General features: G+C 64.6%; 14 protein-coding genes. 13 read left to right on the top strand and 1 reads right to left on the bottom strand.

Annotated elements, in window-relative coordinates; translation table 11 throughout:
* Nucleotides 1-382: 382 nt before the first annotated feature.
* Nucleotides 383-739, bottom strand: a complete 357-nt coding sequence (locus tag KF707C_RS13095; RefSeq protein ID WP_003452178.1) for a DUF3509 domain-containing protein — start codon at nt 737-739, stop codon at nt 383-385.
* A 268-nt stretch (nt 740-1,007) separates the two neighbouring features.
* Between KF707C_RS13095 and KF707C_RS13090 the strand changes: the two genes are divergently transcribed.
* The 13 genes from KF707C_RS13090 (at nt 1,008) to KF707C_RS13030 (ending at nt 15,524) form a co-directional block, all read left to right on the top strand.
* On the top strand, nt 1,008-1,349 hold the full coding sequence (locus tag KF707C_RS13090) for an FKBP-type peptidyl-prolyl cis-trans isomerase (RefSeq protein WP_003452176.1): 342 nt from the start codon (nt 1,008-1,010) through the stop codon (nt 1,347-1,349).
* 273 nt (nt 1,350-1,622) lie between these two features.
* Nucleotides 1,623-2,282, top strand: a complete 660-nt coding sequence (locus KF707C_RS13085) for a glutathione S-transferase family protein (protein ID WP_003452174.1) — start codon at nt 1,623-1,625, stop codon at nt 2,280-2,282.
* A gap of 137 nt (nt 2,283-2,419) precedes the next feature.
* Nucleotides 2,420-3,049, top strand: coding sequence for a hypothetical protein (locus KF707C_RS13080; protein WP_003452173.1), 630 nt, complete (start codon nt 2,420-2,422; stop codon nt 3,047-3,049).
* 22 nt (nt 3,050-3,071) lie between these two features.
* Nucleotides 3,072-3,686, top strand: coding sequence for a helix-turn-helix transcriptional regulator (locus KF707C_RS13075; RefSeq protein ID WP_003452171.1), 615 nt, complete (start codon nt 3,072-3,074; stop codon nt 3,684-3,686).
* A gap of 174 nt (nt 3,687-3,860) precedes the next feature.
* Nucleotides 3,861-5,438, top strand: coding sequence for a malate:quinone oxidoreductase (locus KF707C_RS13070; protein ID WP_003452169.1), 1,578 nt, complete (start codon nt 3,861-3,863; stop codon nt 5,436-5,438).
* Nucleotides 5,439-5,722: 284 nt separating this feature from the next.
* A complete protein-coding gene (locus tag KF707C_RS13065; RefSeq protein WP_003452168.1) occupies nt 5,723-7,366 on the top strand; it encodes a phosphoethanolamine transferase in 1,644 nt (547 codons plus the stop codon).
* 9 nt (nt 7,367-7,375) lie between these two features.
* Nucleotides 7,376-8,650 carry a sensor histidine kinase gene (locus KF707C_RS13060; RefSeq protein WP_003452166.1) on the top strand — a complete coding sequence of 425 codons (1,275 nt, stop codon included), beginning with the start codon at nt 7,376-7,378 and terminating at the stop codon, nt 8,648-8,650.
* 184 nt (nt 8,651-8,834) lie between these two features.
* On the top strand, nt 8,835-9,779 hold the full coding sequence (locus tag KF707C_RS13055; protein WP_003452164.1) for an NHL repeat-containing protein: 945 nt from the start codon (nt 8,835-8,837) through the stop codon (nt 9,777-9,779).
* Between the two features lie 188 nt (nt 9,780-9,967).
* Nucleotides 9,968-11,311 carry a UDP-glucose dehydrogenase family protein gene (locus KF707C_RS13050; protein WP_003452163.1) on the top strand — a complete coding sequence of 448 codons (1,344 nt, stop codon included), beginning with the start codon at nt 9,968-9,970 and terminating at the stop codon, nt 11,309-11,311.
* A complete protein-coding gene (locus tag KF707C_RS13045) occupies nt 11,308-12,300 on the top strand; it encodes an NAD-dependent epimerase (RefSeq protein WP_003452161.1) in 993 nt (330 codons plus the stop codon). Before KF707C_RS13050 ends, KF707C_RS13045 begins: the two co-directional genes overlap by 4 nt.
* Nucleotides 12,297-13,088, top strand: a complete 792-nt coding sequence (locus KF707C_RS13040) for a TVP38/TMEM64 family protein (protein WP_197704981.1) — start codon at nt 12,297-12,299, stop codon at nt 13,086-13,088. Before KF707C_RS13045 ends, KF707C_RS13040 begins: the two co-directional genes overlap by 4 nt.
* A gap of 124 nt (nt 13,089-13,212) precedes the next feature.
* Nucleotides 13,213-13,953, top strand: coding sequence for a glycosyltransferase family 2 protein (locus tag KF707C_RS13035; protein WP_003452158.1), 741 nt, complete (start codon nt 13,213-13,215; stop codon nt 13,951-13,953).
* Between the two features lie 2 nt (nt 13,954-13,955).
* Nucleotides 13,956-15,524: an ArnT family glycosyltransferase gene (locus KF707C_RS13030; RefSeq protein WP_003452157.1), complete on the top strand. Its 1,569-nt coding sequence runs from the start codon at nt 13,956-13,958 to the stop codon at nt 15,522-15,524.
* The last annotated feature ends 51 nt before the right edge of the window (nt 15,525-15,575 follow it).

Genomic DNA, 15,575 nt, shown 5'->3' with positions numbered 1-15,575 from the left:
TCGGCTCCTCGCCCCGCGGTCGGGTCCCTCGCCGCGGGGCTTTTTTTGGTCCAGCGCAGATTAACGACGCTAGGGGCCATCCATGGCCCTGCACGACGACTCCGCTCGGCCTCCTGACGGGGCACTTCGCGCGGCGTCATCTTCTTCGCCTGGTTTCAGATCGGTTTGCGCTGCAGGATGACTGGTCCCCTGCCGGCGCGAGTCACCCCTCTCCTCTTCTGGGAGAGGGGCGGGGGAGAGGGCGGTATCCGCAGACTGGGAGTTGGTGAGGGCGCCACGCAAAATCGCCAATCCAGTGTGAACAGGATTTCCCCGATAATCCGCGATGAACCCTTTTTTTGCTTCAGCGCGAACCCGCAGGCGGTCGTTACCCGAGGGGCAACTAGGCCGAAGCCCGCGCGCGGCGCTTGAGCTCGGCCTTGCGCCGCGCCACCAGCGTCTTGGCGGCGGTTTCCTGCAAGGGTCCCCCACCATAGGTCGGCAGCTCGCGACTGACCCAGTCGACACCCGGGTCACGCCAGTGCACCTCTCCCGCATCCAGCTTGAGATCCCGTTGCACCTCGCGGATCGCCTGGCTGACCCGTGCCTCGCTGTACAGGGCCTCGCGGTCGATCGCCTTGCTGAAGCACAGGCCGTCCGGGCCCTCCAGGGTCAGCAGCAGCGAACCGTCCGGTCGCGGGGCGACGGTTACCCGGTGTTGCGGGAAGGCCTCGAAGAAGGCGGTAAAGGGAAGCTTCATCCGGGACACTCCATTCAAGAGGATGGGACCTGATTCCCAGCAGGCCGCGTGCCAGCCTTCCGAAAATAAAAAAATCATGACGATCAATCACTTGGAATGATCAGCGGCAGCAGGCGACCGGCAAGCTGCACGATCTCCGGCAAAATCGCCGTGCAGGTTGCACGATGACGGCAGGCAATCGACCCGACGGCGGCTTGCCATCGCACCCGAATCCTGCGAAAAGGCTGCCCGCGACAGGCCGTCCCGGCCAATCAACCCAGGAGCCTCCATGAGCGACGAATTGCAGATCACCGACATCCAACTGGGCACCGGCAAGGAGGTGGTCAAGGGCGCCCTGATCACCACCCAGTACCGGGGCACCCTGGAAGATGGCACCGAGTTCGACTCGTCCTACAGCCGTGGCAAGCCGTTCCAGTGCGTCATCGGCACCCGTCGCGTGATCAAGGGGTGGGACATCGGTCTCATGGGGATGAGGGTGGGCGGCAAGCGCCGGCTGTACGTCCCCGCCCACCTGGCCTACGGCGAACGCCAGATCGGCGAGCACATCAAGCCCAACTCCAACCTGCTGTTCGAGATCGAGTTGCTGGAAGTGCTGACCCGGGACGATTGATCCGGGCCGAAGGACGGCCGGCCCCGGGCTCGTGACCCGGGGCCTCCGTGGAACCGCGCAAGAGGGAGAACATCGCCAGGCACGGGTAGCGCCGGACGGCACGAGGATAACGAGCGATCCTTGCAACCAGCTGTCAGTCAGCCACTTGCGACCTGAGCCGTCTCTACGACACTCCTCTCAGGACAGCGACCCGGCGTCGCGGCCGACGCTGCGCCGTCGGTCCCGCCGAGGTCGAACGCCCCGCCCACGAATTCCCTGATCCCGGAGCCGTCCATGTCCCTGCAACTCTTCGCCCACCCCTTCTCGTCCTACTGCCAGAAGGTGCTGATCGCCCTCTATGAGAACGACACGCCCTTCCGGTTGCGCCTGCTGTCCGCGGAGAACGCCGAAGCCCTTGCCGAGTTCCAGCGGCTCTGGCCACTCCAGCGATTTCCACTGCTGCTGGACGGCGAGCGCACGGTCATGGAGTCCAGCATCATCATCGAGTACCTGCAGCGGCATCATGCCGGTCCGGTGCGGCTGATCCCCGATGCCCCGGATGCCGCCCTGGAGGTGCGGATGCTGGACCGCTTCTTCGACCTCTACGTGATGACGCCCGCCCAGAAACCGGTACTCGACCGGCTGAGGCCGGAGGACCAGCGCGACCGCTTCGGCGTGGAGGAAGCCAGGGCGCTGCTGCAACGCAGCTACGCCTGGCTCGACGACCGGCTCGCCGGCCACACCTGGGCGGCGGGCGACGAATTCAGCCTGGCGGACTGCGCCGCTGCACCGGCCCTGTTCTATGCCGACTGGGTGCATCCGATCGACGGCACCTTCGGCCATCTCCGCAGCTACCGCAGCCGCTTGCTGGACCGCCCCTCCTTCGCTCGCGCGGTGGACGAGGCCCGCCCCTATCGGCCGCTGTTCCCCCTGGGCGCGCCGGATCGCGATTGACCAGGTCGGCCCCTGCTGCAACGCGCGGAGGGCCTATCGGAAGGACCGTTCGGCGGAATCTTCCACAAGACCAATAAAGACATATTTTTATGCTTTAATTGACCTTGTAGGGCAATCCACTCCAAGAGGGTTCCGCCATGAAACTCAAGGCACTGGTCTTGACGCTGCTGCTCGTACTCCTCCAACCCATCGCCTGGCCGGCCCTGGTTCAGGCGGCGACCGCCCAGGACGGCAGCGCCCTCTCCACCCGCCTGGCGCAGCGTGATCTCTGGGTAGAGCACATCTTCTGGGTCCGGAACTATGTCATCGCCAACCAATCGGGCCGCCCCGAACAGGCCCGGGCGGCGGCCGATGGCGTGGTCGCCAACGCCACGGCCATCGCCAACAGCATCGCTCCGCTCTACGGCCAGCCGGCAGCGGACCAGTTGCTGAAGCTGCTGGCCGGCCACTGGGGCGCGGTGAAGCAATACAGCAACGCGACCCTGGCGAAGGACGCCGCCGCCAGGACAACCGCCGTGGACGACTTGACCCGCAATGCCGGGGCCATCGCCGATTTTCTCGCCGGCGCCAACCCCTACCTGCCGAAGGACGCGCTGGTCGGCATGCTCCAGGCCCACGGCGGCCACCATGTGGCACAGATCGATCAACTGGCCAAGGCTGACTTCAGCGGCGAAGCCGTCACCTGGGGCGCCATGCGCTCGCATATGCTGGTACTGGCCGACACCCTGACGGCAGCGCTGGTCAAGCAGTTCCCCGACACGTTCTGACCGGGTCTTTCGAGGTAGCCGAATGCTTCAAGGAATGGGACGCACCCAACAGGACCTGCTTGGCGCCCTGCTCTACCAGGCGGGGGGCATGAGCATCGACGAGCTGGCCAATCACCTCTCGGTGACGCGCACGGCGATCCGCCAGCACCTGGCCACGCTGGAACGCGACGGGCTGATCCTGCGGGGCGAAACGCGGCCCACCGGCCGCCGGCCCGAGCAACTCTATGTGCTCAGTCCGCGCGGCCGGGAGCTGTTCCCCCGGCAGTACCAGCTACTGGCCGACCTGCTGATCGGCGAGGTCGCCGCCCTCATCGGCCGCGAAGCGCTGCTGCACATGATGCGAGGACTTGGCCGTCGCCTGGCGGCGGAAATGGAGCGCCAGGTGGTGGACGAGACACGCATCGCCAGCCATATGAACCAGGCGGGTTACGAGGCCGAGGTGTTCTTCCGCTCCAGCGGGACGCCGGAAATCGTCGCCCACAACTGCGTCTTTCACCATCTGGCGGCGACCCACCCAGAGGTCTGTGAACTGGACCTGGCACTGATCGGGACCCTTGGCGGCGGCGAGGTGGAACACCTGGAGTGCATGGTGCGCCAGGGACAGGTGTGTCGTTTTCGCCTGAAGCGCTCCGAGTGAGGGTGGCGAAATTCCGCCCCCGATCGCGCCGATAAGGGTCGCCGGGGGCGGAAATCCGCCCGTCCAATCGCATCAAAGCCCCGTAACACGCCAGATCAATCGTTTCACCCGTTTCGGCACGCCCTTTGCCTACGCACCGCCCTTTCAAGAAAAAAGCAAAGGGACTCCCCCCACATGAAGAAACTCCTCCTAGGGTTCATCTGCCTTGCCATGCTGGGCTGCGCCAAGCAGCCGGAACCGGAGAAAACCGTCGACGTCGTGCTGATCGGCGCCGGCATCATGAGCGCCAGCCTCGGCACCTACCTCCATGAGCTGGAGCCGGGCTGGACCCTCGACATCTACGAACGACTGGACCAGGTCGCGGCGGAAAGCTCCAACCCCTGGAACAACGCCGGCACCGGTCACTCGGCCTTCTGCGAGCTGAACTACACGCCGGAAACCGCCGATGGCGGCATCGACATCAGCAAGGCCATCGGCATTGCCGAATCCTTCGAGATCTCCAAGCAGTTCTGGGCCTACCAGGTCGAGCGCGGCGTGCTCAGCGAGCCAAGGTCCTTCATCAACGCCGTGCCCCACATGAGCTTCGTCTGGGGTGACGACAACGTCGCCTTCCTGAAGAAACGCCACGCCGCGCTGCAGCACAGCGCCCTGTTCCGTGGCATGGAGTACTCCGAGGACCACGCCCGGATCGCCCAGTGGGTGCCCCTGGCGATGAACGGCCGCGCCGCCGACCAGAAGGTCGCCGCCACCCGCATGTCCATCGGCACAGACGTCAACTTCGGCGAGATCACCCGCCAGTTGATCGACTCCCTGTCCAGGAGCGACAAGGTGCGCCTGAAGCTCAAGCACGAAGTGCGTGATCTCCAGCGCAACGACGACGGCACCTGGACCGTCACCCTCGCCGACCTGGGCAACAATGAGGCGGAGTCCCGCGTGAAGGCCCGCTTCGTCTTCATCGGCGCCGGCGGTGGCGCCCTCAAGCTGCTGCAGAAGTCCGGCATTCCGGAGGCGGAGGGTTACGCCGGCTTCCCGGTGGGCGGCCAGTTCCTGGTGACCCGCAACCCCGACGTCGTCGCGCAACACCAGGCCAAGCTCTACGGAAAGGCCTCGGTGGGCTCGCCGCCGATGTCCGTGCCGCACCTGGACACCCGTGTGATCGACGGCCAGAAGGTGCTGTTGTTCGGACCCTTCGCCACCTTTTCCACCAAATCCCTGAAGAACGGCTCGCTGCTGGACATGTTCAGCGCCCTGACCACCGACAACATCGGCCCCATGACCCACGCCGGACTCGACAACCTGCCGCTGAGCACCTACCTCATGGGCCAGCTGATGCTGAGCCAGGCCGACCGCATGCACGAGCTGCGTGAGTACTTCCCGGACGCGAAGGACGAGGACTGGGAACTGCTGACCGCCGGCCAGCGCGTGCAGGTGATCAAGAAGGACGCCGACAAGGGCGGCATCCTGCAGTTCGGCACCGAAGTGGTGGCCTCCGCCGACGGCAGCATCGCCGCCCTGCTGGGCGCCTCGCCGGGTGCCTCCACCGCCGCGCCCATCATGCTCAACGTGCTGGAGAAGACCTTCGGGGACAAGGTCCGAAGCCCCGAGTGGCAGGCCCGCCTGAAGGCAATCATTCCCTCCTACGGCCGCAAGCTGAACGACGACCTGGCCCTGACCAATGAAATCCGCGCCTGGAGCAGCGCGCGCCTGCAACTGGAGTACGTGAAGGTCGAACCTGAACTCGCCAGGCAGTAGGCCCGCGCCCCGCAGGTGTGACCTGTGCAGCGAAACCTCGCCCTTGCCGCCCTGCGGGGCCGTCCTGCCGTCCACGCCTGCGTTCGTGCCGACAGGTCCAGGTTCGTAGAGCCTGGACCTGTCGCTGGCTCCCGCGCCTGCAGCGCCGCGAAGCGATGTCCGCGCTGACGGTCCTTTCACACACCCAACAATTTCCCGAGGCTTTTTTCACGAATCCTTGATTCCGCCGTTCCTATCCTCGGCGCCCTATCCATGAGGGATACGTCGTCCAAGTGAGCGGCCCGATGTTCAAACGCATTTCCTTACGCCCCGAAAGTCTCGCCTTCCTCAGCGGCCTCCTGCTGCTGTCCCTCTACAACCTGCCACTCTGGCAGCACCTCTTCTCCATCGTCCCGGCGGATGCCGGAGGCCTTGGCATGGGCATGGCGTTCGGTGCCCTGGTGCTGGCCGTATTCACGTTCGTGCTGGCCCTGGTGTCGTTCCGCTGGGTGTTCAAGCCGGTGCTGATCCTCCTCTTCCTCGTCAGCTCCGGTGTCACCTACTTCATGAGCCAGTACGGCGTGATGATCGACGCCAACATGCTGCGCAACGTCGCGGAGACCGACGTCAACGAAGTGCGGGACCTGCTCTCGTTCAAGCTGCTGCTGTTCATCCTGATCCTCGGTGTGCTGCCCAGCTGGTTGCTGTGGAAGCTCCCGGTCCGCCACCAGCCGCTGCGTCGCGAACTGCTGGGCAAACTGGCCCTGGCGGCCGGCTCGGTAGCGCTGCTCGGGGTCGTGGCCCTGACCAACTACCAGGGGCTTGCCTCGTTGTTCCGCAATCACCACGAGCTGCGTCTGCTGGTCGTTCCCAGCAACTACCTGAACGCGTCCTATGGCTACCTGCGCGAGCAACTGGCGGTCGCCAAGGAGCCCCTGCACCAGATCGGCACCGACGCCCGGAAGGCGGCGGCCTGGAAGGATCACCAGCGCAAGTCGCTGACCGTGCTGGTGATCGGTGAAAGCGCACGGGCCGAGAACTTCGGCATCCTGGGCTATGGCCGCGATACCACGCCGCTGCTCAAAGGCCAACAAGGCGTCACCGCTTTCAGGAACGTGCGCTCCTGCGGCACCGAAACCGCCGTTTCCGTACCCTGCATGTTCTCCAACATGGGGCGCGGCACCTACGACGCCGCCCAGGCGCGCAGCCAGGAAGGCTTGCTCGATGTGCTCAAGCACGCCGGCCTCGCCGTGACCTGGCGCGACAACCAGTCCGGCTGCAAAGGCACCTGTGACCGAGTCGGGCAGGAAAACCTCAGCCACCAGAAAGACCCGGTGCTCTGCAGCGGCGGCGAATGCCACGACGAAATCCTGTTGAAGGACTTGCAGGCCTACATCGACAACCTCAAGGACGACGCCGTGCTGGTCCTGCACCAGATGGGCAGCCACGGCCCGGACTATGCCAAGCGCTATCCCAAGCGCTTCGAGAAGTTCACCCCGGTGTGCGACAGCGCCGCCCTGAACGATTGCAGCCAGCAAAGCATCATCAACGCCTACGACAACACCCTGGTCTACACCGACTACGTGCTGTCGAAGCTGGTGGACCTGCTGCGCAAGAACCAGGACAAGGTCGACACCGCCATGCTCTATATCGCCGACCACGGCGAGTCCCTGGGCGAATACAACCTGTTCCTGCATGGCACGCCGTACATGCTGGCCCCCGACCAGCAGAAGCACGTGGCCATGCTCACCTGGTTCTCCGACAGCTACCGCAAGGATTTCGCCCTGGACACCGGCTGCCTGGGCAAGGAGCGCGACAAGCCGCTGAGCCAGGACAACTTCTTCCACTCGGTACTCGGCCTGCTGCAAGTGCAGACCGACGAATACAAGGAAGGCCTGGACCTGTTCGCCCCCTGCCGCGCCGACGGCGCCGCCGTCGCCGGGATCTAGGGCCCCGTCATGGGCGGCAAGCAACCGCTGGAGCGGCGGATCACCTTAGCCTTCGTGCTGATGACCCTGATCGTCAGCGGCACCTTTTCCCTGGGGATCGTCGCCATCGTGCACTTCATCGAGGAGCACCTGGTCTCCGAGGAGCTGGGCCGCGAGCTGGATTTCGCAATCGACGAAGAGCTCAGGCACGGCGAGGCAGCACGCATCGATGCCAGTACCCGTTTCTTCAGCTCCCATGCCGGACGGGACGCATTGCCGCCGCGCTTCGCCGGACTGCCCGAAGGTTTCTCGGAGGTGATCGATGGCGACGAGGCCTATTACGTCTTCAAGCGCAGCCACGACAGACACGAAGACGTGCTGGTCAAGGAACAGCATGAGTTCGAGGCCCGTGAGCGGGCGCTGTTCGACGTGGTCCTGGCCGGCTTTCTGCTCAGCGTTTTCGGTGCCTGGGGACTCGGGCGCCTGCTGGCCCATCGAGTGATGACACCCCTTCGGCGCCTGGCCCAGCAGGTACGACATCGCGATCAGCTGCTGCCCATGGCGCCAAGGCTCGCCCCCGACTACCCGGACGACGAAGTGGGTTGGCTGGCGGCGGCCTTCGACGAAACCCTGGGCCAGCTCCGCCATTCGCTGGAGCGCGAGCGGCTGTTCACCAGCGACGTCAGTCACGAACTGCGTACGCCGCTGATGGTGATCGCCACCTCCTGCGAGCTCCTGCTGGGTTCACCCGGCCTGTCCGGCAGCGAGCGTGCCCAGCTGGACCGCATCGCCCGAGCCAGCGCCGACATGCACGACCTGGTACAGACCTTCCTGCGGCTGGCCAGGGCCGGCCAGGAAAACGAGGGATTGGCGGACAGCGTCTCCCTGAACAAACTGGCGGCCGAGCAATACCGCCAGTGGGCGCCCCATTTCCAGGCCAAGGGCCTGGCCTTCGCACTCATCGACGAAGGCAGCTCCCTGGGTCGCTACGAAGCCCCGCAGTTGAGAACGGTGATGTCGAACCTCTTGCGCAATGCTCTGCATTACACCGACCAGGGCGCGGTGCGGCTGATACTCGGGACGGACGGCTTCCGTGTCGAGGACAGCGGCCAGGGCGTCCCCGAGGAGGAACAGGAACGCATCTTCCACAGCTTCGTCCGAGGCCATCGGACCCGCGGCGAGGGCCTGGGCTTGGGACTGTCGCTGGTGCGACGCATCTGCCAGCAACAGGGTTGGGCGGTTCGCGTGGAATCCATACCGGACTCGGGCAGTTGCTTCTCCGTGGACCTCGGCAAGGGACGATGACATTTTTTTCACGGGCTTTTGACTTCGCCAATACAGGGCGGGCGACAGATTGTTCAGCTACTTTCTAAAGCCGGTGCAAGGCTGCCTCGCCTTCCGGCAAGACCTATCCGCCTGGAAAGCCGCGATGACCGCTCGCGCGGCGGAGGCCCGTCGCAGCCTGGCATCCTGATCGAAGGAGTCCACCATGTCCGCAGAAACTGCCCCGCTACCTCGGCGCCGCTCCCCTTTTCCGAAGAGCCGCCGTATACGAGGGCAAGCGCTTTCGCTGCTGCTCGATCGCGCCGCCGCACGCTGGCTGCTGACCGCATTCGCCCTGCTCCTGTTGCTGGGCGCCGGTATTCCCGCCTGGCATCACCTGTATCCGGCCAGCGCGTCCGAAGGCTGGCGCTACAAGCTGTTCCTGGACGATATCGAACGCGTCAGCGCGCTCCTGCCCGATGGCCGGGGCGGACTCTACATCAGCCAGGAACTGCAGGATGGCAAAGGCCGCATACTCCATGCCGGACCTGGCGACCGGCGCCATGCGGTGGAGTCCGGCCTGTCCAAACCCGACGGCATGGTGCGCTATCGCGGTGGCGTGGCCTTCAGCCAGGAACAGGGTGAACACCCTGTCCTCTGGATGAACGACCTGGGCACCCGGCAGCTTTTCAGTGCCGACAGCGTCGAGGGCCTGGCCAGCGACGGGCACTTCCTCTATGCCATCGAAGACCGCCACGGAGACGGCCGACTGCTGCGCTACGACCCGGAAACGGACAGCATCACCACGCTGCGCAGCGGCCTGGATGAGGCCGAGGCCATAGCGTCCTGCCCCGATGGCCGCATGTACTACAGCGAAAAGACCTTCGGCCATGTGCGCGAACTGCACGCGGATGGCCGCGACCCGGTCGTACTCGACGGCCTGCGCGAACCCGGCTTCCTGCTCTGCAACCAGGACGGCCTGTGGGTCACCGAAGATGCCACCCACATGGCCCGCGTACTGCTACTCAGCCCTCAGGGCAGGCTCAGCACCGTGCTCTCTCACCTCCGCTCGCCGCAGACCATCGTCGAGATTTCTCCGGGCCGTTACCTGGTCGCCGAACAGGGACGCAACCGGGTGCTGGAGCTTCAGCGGCAGGACGACGCTCCATGACAGTCGGAACACTGCCCCCACCGATTTAGTATCCCCGAGCCGTCCTGTCGCTGGACACAAGAACACACAATTTTCACATTTACATCGTTAATTTGACTCTGCTCCAAGCCGGCATGCCCGAAAAAAACGCGACCGGCGTATCACCAAGTCGCCAGACGGGCCATGGATAACAAACAAACAGGCACTGAATGAAGATCACCATTTTCGGAACCGGCTACGTCGGTCTGACACAGGCAGCCTGCCTGGCGGAAGTTGGTCACTCGGTGTGCTGCGTCGATACCGACGAGCACCGTATCTCCCAGCTCAATCAGGGCCTTTCCCCCCTCTACGAACCCGGCCTGGAAGCCCTGCTCAGGGGCAATCTGGCCGCCGGACGGCTCCACTTCACCACTGACGCCGGTGAGGGCGTGGCCTTCGCCAAGGTGATCTTCATTGCGGTAGGCACGCCCCCGGACGAAGACGGCAGCGCGGACATGCGCTACGTGTTCGCCGTGACCGACACCATCGCCGAGCATGCCGTCGACGCCAAGGTGGTGATCAATAAGTCCACTTCCCCCGTCGGCACCGCACAACGCATCAAGGCTCATCTGGACGCCGTGCTGGCTCGCCAGCGTCGCCAGCTGGATATGCAGGTGGTGTCCAACCCCGAATTTCTCAAGGAAGGCTCCGCGGTCGACGACTGCATGCGCCCCGAGCGCATCATCATCGGTATCGACGGCGAACCGGATACCGAGCTCTTCCGCGAACTCTACAAGCCCTTCAGCCGCAACCACGAAAAGCTCATCGTGATGGACAGTCGCAGCGCCGAACTGACCAAGTACGCCGCCAACAGCATGCTGGCCACCAGGATTTCCTTCATCAACGAGATGGCCAATCTCGCGGAGCGTCTGGGCGCGGACATCGAGATGGTGCGCAAAGGTATCGGCTCCGACTCGCGCATCGGCTACGACTTCATCTACGCAGGCTGCGGCTACGGCGGTTCCTGCTTCCCGAAAGACATCCAGGCGCTGCAACGCACCGCCGCTGAAGCGGGCTACCACCCGCAATTGCTGGAGGCGGTGGAATCGGTCAACCACCGGCAGAAGCACAAGGTCTTCGAGAACATAAAACGCCATTATAACGGCGACCTAAACGGCAAGACCTTCGCCGTCTGGGGCCTGTCCTTCAAACCGAACACCGACGACATGCGCGAAGCCCCTAGTCGGGTATTGCTCGAAGCCCTCTGGGCTGAGGGTGCGCGCGTTCGCGCGTTCGATCCGGAAGCGATGCAGGAAGCCAGCCGGCTCTATGGTGCCCGCCTCGACCTGCATCTGGTCGACTCCAAGGAAGAGGCCCTGGACAATGCCCATGCCCTGGTCATCCTCACGGAATGGCTGAACTTCCGCATCGCCGACTTCGGCCTGGTCCGCCAGTGCCTGCACGACAAGGTCGTGTTCGACGGTCGCAATATCTTCGAGCCGTTGCACCTGGCACGCGAGGGTCTGGCGTATTACTCCATCGGCCGTGCCCCAGTAGGGCTGGCGCAGCCATGAAATTCCTGGTCACCGGTGCCGCCGGCTTCATCGGTTTTCACACTGCCATGCGCCTGTGCCGCCTCGGGCACGAGGTGCTGGGCATCGACAACCTCAACGACTACTACAGCGTCGACCTCAAGCTAGCCCGTCTGGCCCGGTTGCAAGACGCTCCCGGCTTTTCCTTCCGCAAGCTGGACATCGCCGATCGCGACGCCATGCGGGCGCTGTTCGACGAGCAGCGTTTCGAGCGCGTCATCCACCTCGCTGCGCAGGCCGGTGTGCGCTATTCGCTGGACAACCCTCACGTCTATGCAGACTCCAACCTCAGCGGATTCGTCAACGTGCTGGAAGGCTGCCGCCAGACCAATGTGGGCCACCTAGCGTATGCCTCCAGTAGCTCGGTCTACGGCACCAACGCCAAGGTGCCCTTCGCCGTGGAGGATGCCGTCGACAACCCGATTTCGCTCTATGCCGCGACCAAGCGTGCCAACGAGCTGATGGCGCACACCTATGCCCATCTTTACCGACTTCCCACCACCGGGCTGCGCTTCTTCACCGTCTATGGCCCCTGGGGACGGCCGGACATGGCGCCGTTCAAGTTCACCAAGGCGATCCTCGAAGGCCAGCCGATCGACATTTACAACGGCGGCGAAATGTCGCGGGACTTCACCTACATCGACGATGTCGTCGAGGGCATTGTGCGTATCCAGGATTGCCCGCCACCCTACGCCAACGAGCCGGAAGAACTCCGCCGTGGCGCCACGGACCGGCTATTCAACATCGGCCTAGGCTCGCCTGTCCGGCTGCTGGATTTCGTCGCCTGCATCGAATCCGCCACGGGCGTCGAAGCCATCAAGCAGATGAAGCCCATGCAACCCGGCGACGTCCTGCAGACCTGGGCCGATGTCGGAGCACTGGCCAGCCGTACCGGTTTCCGCCCCGCCACGCCCCTCCACGAAGGCGTAGCGCGGTTCGTCGACTGGTACCGGACCTTCTACGGCGTGTGAAGGACATAGAAAATGAGCCGATCCAGTGGGCCCAGATCCAGCACAGTGCGCTCAAGCCGGAAAAGCGGCGGCCACACCGGCGCGCCGCGATGATGACCCCGCGCATGATGCTCAAGGGCCTGGGGCTGATCCTCAGCCTGGCGCTCATAGGCTACCTGTTCGACAGCAGCGACCTGGGCAATGCCGTCAACGAAGCCTGGATCGACGCCCACGTCCGGGGGCGCGGCATGCAGGGCACCCTGCTCTTTCTGGCCATGGGAACATTGTTCACGGCAGCCGGCCTGCCCCGGCAGATAATCGCCTTTCTTGCCGGCTACGCCTTCGGCCTGATTCCCGGGACCCTGCTCGGCGCCCTGGCGGCGTTGCTCGGCTGCGTCGCCACGTTCCTCTTTGCCCGGTTGTTCGGCAGGAGCCTGCTGCGCGACCGCCTGAGTGCACGCGCCGTCCGCTACGATCGATTCATCCACGCGCACCCGTTCTCGATGACGCTGCTGATCCGCCTGTTACCGGTCGGCAGCAACATACTAACCAACCTCGTCGCCGGACTCTCCAGCGCAAGCCTGGCGCCCTTCCTGGCTGCCAGCTTCATCGGTTTCCTGCCGCAAACCCTGGTCTTCGCCCTGGTCGGTAGCGGCATCAACGTCGCGCCGACCCTGCGCATCGGTCTGGCGGCGGCGTTGCTCCTGGGGTCCGGGATGCTCGGCACCTGGCTCTATCACCGCCACAGCCACGGCCTGGGCATCGACGACAGGGTCGATGCCGCGCTGGGTGAGATGGAACGGCCGTGAAAAACCCATGCAAACAGGTGGTTAGCGCATCCCTGCTAAATGGAATGACGACAGAGGCTCGCTCCCAACAACGGCTGAACTTTTGTGAACGAATCGAATGCCCCTTTCAAGTGACGAATCCCGCATGTCTAAACCGCCCTTTCTCTCCGTACTGATCCCTGCCAAGAACGAAGCCGAGAACCTGCCCACGCTGCTGGAAGAGGTTCGCCAGGCCCTCCAGGGTGAGTCCTTCGAGGTGATAGTGGTCGACGATGGCAGCACGGATAACACCACCGCGCAGCTGCTGGCCCTGAAACGTAGCGGCTACACGCAACTTCGCGTGCTGATCCATGACCGTTCACTGGGACAGAGCACCTCGATCTACCACGCCGCGCAGGTCGCCGAAGGCACCTGGCTGGCCACGCTGGATGGCGACGGACAGAACGACCCGGCGGACATTCCCGGCATGCTGGACATCGTCCGCGCCCCGGAAGCCCCCCTCAACCTCAAGCTGATTGCCGGGCACCGGGTGAACCGCCGCGACACCACCAGCAAACGCTGGGCCTCGCGCTTCGCCAACCGCCTGCGCGGTCGGCTGCTGAAAGACAACACCCCCGACACCGGCTGCGGGCTCAAGTTGATCGAACGCGACGCCTTCCTCCGTCTGCCCTACTTCGACCACATGCACCGCTTCATTCCGGCGCTTATCCAGCGCCATCAGGGCGGCATGCTGGTCTATCCGGTCAATCACCGCCCGCGCAGCGCCGGCGTATCCAAGTACGGCAACCTCGACCGGGCGCTGGTGGGCATCCTCGATCTGTTTGGTGTCTGGTGGCTGATTCGCCGCACCCGCTTCAACACCTCAGCTCGCGAACTGGAGGCCTGAGCATGAGGCGCACCTCGCATGTTCTGGAAAGGTACGCCAACCCCATTGGGCTGATCCGCTCCCAGCGCCTCTCGCTGCTGCTCCTGCTGTTGCTCGCGGCAGCCATGATCAGCGCCGGGCTGGGCATGCGCCATCCTTCCAACGTCGACGAGGAACGCTTCCTCGGCGTGGCCCTGGAGATGCTTCAAGGCGGCGACTGGCTGATCCCGCACCGTGCTGCCGAGATCTACCCCGACAAGCCGCCGCTGTTCATGTGGACGATCGCCGCCCTGAGCCGGCTCGGAGCGTCACCGACCATCGCGCTGTTCCTCCCGGCGCTGCTAGCCGGCCTAGTGACCACCGCCTGCCTGCACGACCTCGGCAGCCGCTTGTGGAACCGCCGCATCGGCATGATCGCCGGCTTGCTGTTCCTGGCCACCTATCAGACCTACAGCATCCAGCGCGCAGGCCAGATCGACGGTTTCCTGCTGCTCTGGATCGCCCTGGGGCTGTACGGCATGGTCCGCCACCTGCTGCTCGGCCCGTCCTGGGGCTGGTTCTATGCAGCCTGCGCGGCCATGGGCTTCGGCATCATCAGCAAGGGCGTCGGCTTCCTCCCCGCGATGATGCTCCTACCCTATGCTTACGCTGTGCGTCGCGGCTGGAGTGGCGTGGCCCGCATGCCCGGCCAAGGCCGAGCCTGGGCGCTCGGCCTGCTGGTTACACTGGCGGCCATCGCTACCTGGTTACTGCCGATGTTGATCAAGGTGGCGCTGTATGGCGACGAGGCCAGTCGCGCCTATCTCAGCGAAATTCTCCTGAAACAGACCGCCAAGCGTTATGCCGATGCCTGGCATCACCGCGAGCCGTTCTGGTTCTTCTTCACCAATGTGATCCCCAAGTACTGGCTGCCGCTTCTGCTGGCCCTGCCCTGGATGGTCCCGGCATGGCGTCGCCAACTGGCCAGGAATGATGGCCGCTATCTAGTACTGCTGGGCTGGGTAGCGCTGGTACTGATCTTCTTCAGCCTCAGCAGCGGCAAGCGCAAGCTTTACATCTACCCGGCGCTACCCGCCCTGGTGCTGGCCATGGCGCCGCTGGTGCCCTGGCTGTTGAAGCGATGGTTCGCCCAACGGCCGCGTGGCCGGAAAATTTTCATTGGCCTTGCCATCGTCTGGTTCTTCGCCTGGTTCGCGCGGGGCTTCATCGAACCGATCAAGGAGGGTGTCAATCCGCGCCAGACCCTGATGCAGGAAGTCACGGAGCTGACCGGCGGGGATGAACTGGTCCTGACCAACTGGCGCGAGGGCCACTGGCTGTTCGCCCGCCAGCCGCTGGTGCACTTCGGCATCGGCGCACCGGGCCAGACTGACAAGGCGGTCGAATGGCTACGCACCAACCCCGCCAGCCACGCCCTGATCCGTGCGTCCGAACTGACGCGCTGCTTCAAGCCCGAGAAGGCCAGCCGCGTCGGCGATGGTGACGACGAAGACTGGTACCTGGTGCAGGCCGATGCCGATAACGGCCAGTGCCACGACCCAACTGCCACCCAGCGAGCCTACCGATTCGCCTGGAAGCGACCACTCGACTGATGGACCTTGAACGGACTGCGCCCCTTCTCATGGGGCACGCGGCCAGCGCTC

It is taken from the genome of Pseudomonas furukawaii (assembly GCF_002355475.1).
Taxonomy (GTDB): Bacteria; Pseudomonadota; Gammaproteobacteria; order Pseudomonadales; family Pseudomonadaceae; genus Metapseudomonas; species Metapseudomonas furukawaii.
The sequence above is the reverse complement of the archived record's forward strand: the minus strand, read 5'-3'. Positions and strand labels throughout refer to the sequence as shown.

Bases quoted from the DNA above. Each gene is read 5' to 3' on its own strand.
- KF707C_RS13095 (WP_003452178.1), bottom strand. From the start codon at position 739: ATGAAGCTTCCCTTTACCGCCTTCTTCGAGGCCTTCCCGCAACACCGG.
- KF707C_RS13090 (WP_003452176.1), top strand. From the start codon at position 1,008: ATGAGCGACGAATTGCAGATCACCGACATCCAACTGGGCACCGGCAAG.
- KF707C_RS13085 (WP_003452174.1), top strand. From the start codon at position 1,623: ATGTCCCTGCAACTCTTCGCCCACCCCTTCTCGTCCTACTGCCAGAAG.
- KF707C_RS13080 (WP_003452173.1), top strand. From the start codon at position 2,420: ATGAAACTCAAGGCACTGGTCTTGACGCTGCTGCTCGTACTCCTCCAA.
- KF707C_RS13075 (WP_003452171.1), top strand. From the start codon at position 3,072: ATGCTTCAAGGAATGGGACGCACCCAACAGGACCTGCTTGGCGCCCTG.
- KF707C_RS13070 (WP_003452169.1), top strand. From the start codon at position 3,861: ATGAAGAAACTCCTCCTAGGGTTCATCTGCCTTGCCATGCTGGGCTGC.
- KF707C_RS13065 (WP_003452168.1), top strand. From the start codon at position 5,723: ATGTTCAAACGCATTTCCTTACGCCCCGAAAGTCTCGCCTTCCTCAGC.
- KF707C_RS13060 (WP_003452166.1), top strand. From the start codon at position 7,376: ATGGGCGGCAAGCAACCGCTGGAGCGGCGGATCACCTTAGCCTTCGTG.
- KF707C_RS13055 (WP_003452164.1), top strand. From the start codon at position 8,835: ATGTCCGCAGAAACTGCCCCGCTACCTCGGCGCCGCTCCCCTTTTCCG.
- KF707C_RS13050 (WP_003452163.1), top strand. From the start codon at position 9,968: ATGAAGATCACCATTTTCGGAACCGGCTACGTCGGTCTGACACAGGCA.
- KF707C_RS13045 (WP_003452161.1), top strand. From the start codon at position 11,308: ATGAAATTCCTGGTCACCGGTGCCGCCGGCTTCATCGGTTTTCACACT.
- KF707C_RS13035 (WP_003452158.1), top strand. From the start codon at position 13,213: ATGTCTAAACCGCCCTTTCTCTCCGTACTGATCCCTGCCAAGAACGAA.
- KF707C_RS13030 (WP_003452157.1), top strand. From the start codon at position 13,956: ATGAGGCGCACCTCGCATGTTCTGGAAAGGTACGCCAACCCCATTGGG.